The sequence below is a fragment of the Faecalibacillus sp. genome, assembly GCF_047023275.1.
GTDB lineage: Bacteria > Bacillota_I > Bacilli_A > Erysipelotrichales > Coprobacillaceae > Faecalibacillus.
Genome location: NZ_JBKYAR010000061.1, coordinates 1 through 2915, shown reverse-complemented (window position 1 = coordinate 2915; position 2915 = coordinate 1). Strand labels below are relative to the sequence as shown.

Annotated in this window: 3 protein-coding genes; 1 reads left to right on the top strand and 2 read right to left on the bottom strand. The window is 28.0% G+C overall.

The window, feature by feature from the left end; all coding sequences use genetic code 11:
• Window positions 1–114: 114 nt before the first annotated feature.
• Entirely contained in the window at window positions 115–900 is a 786-nt protein-coding gene (locus tag ACLVEP_RS12590; protein WP_412585250.1) for a polysaccharide deacetylase family protein, read from the bottom strand.
• A 58-nt stretch (window positions 901–958) separates the two neighbouring features.
• Entirely contained in the window at window positions 959–2215 is a 1257-nt protein-coding gene (locus tag ACLVEP_RS12585) for a patatin-like phospholipase family protein (RefSeq protein ID WP_412585249.1), read from the bottom strand.
• Between the two features lie 108 nt (window positions 2216–2323).
• Here ACLVEP_RS12585 and ACLVEP_RS12580 point away from each other — a divergent pair, with 108 nt between their 5' ends.
• Window positions 2324–2698, top strand: coding sequence for a RidA family protein (locus ACLVEP_RS12580; RefSeq protein WP_106988708.1), 375 nt, complete (start codon window positions 2324–2326; stop codon window positions 2696–2698).
• The last annotated feature ends 217 nt before the right edge of the window (window positions 2699–2915 follow it).

Here is a 2915-nt window from a genome sequence, read left to right as displayed (position 1 = left end):
CAAAAGCATCCCTCGATAAATTAGAAGTACTAACTGTTAATATATTTAATATTAACAGTGAAGATGATGTTTTAAAAATTATTAATTAAAAGAACTATCGTTTTGATAGTTCTTTTATTCTACCCACCATTTAAATAATGGAAAAGGCATATTAGAAAACATAAGATAACGTGGAAGTAAATATTGCTTATCATTACGTGTCATATGTCTATTTTGATTGTAACTAAAGGCTAATTTAACAGAACTTGACTTAAGATAATCTTGAGCATTTTGACAACTGACACCATAGGGAAAAGCAAAGTAATCGGTTGAAACAAGACCTTTGTTTTTCTCAAAGTCTTTTTTTATTTCATTTGTTGTCATTGTTTCTATTTTCTTTTTATAAGGAAGATGGCCAATATGGTGCATATTATAAGAATGACTATAGTATTCAACATATTGATCGTTTTTTAAATCTTCTGTTTGTAAGTAAAGCGGATTATTGGTTTTAGTTTTATATCCAATGACAAAGTTTGTAGCTTGAAGATTATATTTTTTTATAACAGGCTTAACAACTGTATTAAAGTTTTTATAACCATCATCAAAAGTTAAACATACAGCTTTTTTTGATACTTCTTTCTTTCCGTTATAATATGCTTTAACATCTTCCATTGATAAACATTGATAATTATTTTCTGCTAAATATTTCATTTGTTTTTCAAATTCACTTATAGACATAAAATAAGGATTTGAAGCATAATTGGCTTTTTTTTCTTGATCACTTACAACACCATGATACCCTAAGATGGCAATACCATCTTTAACATTTTCATGGATAATAATATCTTTAGTAACCCATCCAATTCCAATAGCGATATAGCATACTAGAACACATAAGATAATTTTTAATATATTTTTCATAATATTCCAACTTTCTATCAGTTCTAGTTTATAGAAAAATAACATTAATGTCAAAAAGCTATGAGATTTCATAGCTTAAGACACATGTGATAAACATTGCTAGGACAAATTCTTTTAAGAAAAGATTTTCATAATTTAAATGTTCTTCTTTTTTATTGATAAAATAGGATAGATAACTTTTGAGAATTTGATGATTTGTAAGATCTTTAAAAGATTGAGCAATATTTTTGAAATCAATTCTTTCTATTTCTCTTAAATCAGGTTTAATTTGTTTTTTGATATCCTGAATAATTTCATTAAAATGATATACTTTTAAATCATCATAATCATGTTCACCCATATAAAGTTCTAAACCTAAAATAAAGTAATCTTCTAATTGTAAATAGTTTAAATACGTATTTTCTTTTAATAAATCAAGAATAGGTGTTTCATCCGAAATTGTAAGTAAATGATGATTATATTGGTCTTCATAGTTTAAAATTTGATTATAGAAAGCCAAAGTTATTTCTTGAATGATTTCTTCGGGATAAAAAGCAAAACGATGCCCTTTTAATTTTTTAAATGTTTTTAAAGTATCAAGATAGCCTAAACGTATTCTTTGATCTAATACTTCTCGATTAAAATCAAGAAAGCCACCTAAATGTTTAGAAGGTCTAATGAATGTGATATTTTCACGATGTAATAGATAGGAGTGTGTAGCTTCTTGATTAAGTTCAATTGCAATGATTTTTTGTGCTCCCATTTTTAAAGCTAAAGAAACAGGTAAATTATCATAATATCCACCATCTATATACCCTTGTTTATCAATATAATGAATAGGAAAAGCAGGAAAACATGAAGCAGAAGCAATGGCATATTCTACAATGTTATCTTCGCTCATTTCATCTATTGTGATTTCTAATGGTTTCATAGAAGGAAAAGCAACGGTACATAGACCATATTGAATGGGTGAATTTTTTGCTTTTTTACCATTATAAAGACCTTTGATTAATTGAATAAGAGGTTCAATATCTGCACCTTTTTTATCAAGATATGATTTTAAAAAAGGACCTATATTAGAAGAATTATTCATTAGATTTTCAATAGAAAAATCAAATTGAATAGGATGCTTTAAAACCTTTTCTAATGATAAAGTATCCCATAATTCATAAAGCTTTTGATAATCTTCTTGAGCTACAAGTAAACCATTTAAAGCACCAATAGAAGTACCTGTCACAATATCAAAATGATATCCTAGTTCTTGTAAAGCTTTTAGACAACCTGATTCATAAGCTCCTTTAGAGCCACCACCTGATAAAACTAACCCGTATTTCATAAAAACACATCCTTTTCAATAATTATACGTTTTCATAAAAAAAATACAACTTTATCATTTTAATATATGAAGAGTTTGTTATAATTATATGGCAAGGAGGATTAAAAAATGAAAAATGTAGTGAAAACAGATCAAGCTCCAGGAGCTATTGGTCCATATAGTCAAGGAATACAAGTAGGGGATATGTATTTTTTCTCAGGACAAATTCCTCTAGTACCAAGTACAGGTGAAATGCCAGAAGGAATCGAAGCACAAGCTCATCAAGCTTTAAAAAATGTGAAAGGTTTATTAGAAAGCCAAGGGTTATCATTCTCTAATGTTGTAAAAACAACTGTTTTTTTAGATAACATGGATGATTTTACAACAGTAAATGGTATTTATGCTGAATACTTTGTAGAACCTTATCCAGCAAGATCTGCTGTAGAAGTTGCTAAACTTCCTAAAGGTGCTTTAATTGAAGTAGAAGTTATTGCTAAAAAATAATGAAAAAAGAGATTTACCACATAAGGATGTTTTAATGTACTAGCACATGGTGCAACTCAAAAATGAGTTGCACCGATTTTTTTGCTATGTGATAAATCGAAACTCCTGAGGAGTTTGACAAACATGTCCATTTGCTACAACTGAATAGTGAAAATTTTATAGGGAAAGCCTAACTCAAGATAAATGTTGGTAATGACACCTAATAATGTCAGTCTAA

Excerpts from the sequence above, each read along its gene's own strand:
- ACLVEP_RS12590 (WP_412585250.1), bottom strand. The coding sequence starts at position 900 with ATGAAAAATATATTAAAAATTATCTTATGTGTTCTAGTATGCTATATC.
- ACLVEP_RS12585 (WP_412585249.1), bottom strand. The coding sequence starts at position 2,215 with ATGAAATACGGGTTAGTTTTATCAGGTGGTGGCTCTAAAGGAGCTTAT.
- ACLVEP_RS12580 (WP_106988708.1), top strand. The coding sequence starts at position 2,324 with ATGAAAAATGTAGTGAAAACAGATCAAGCTCCAGGAGCTATTGGTCCA.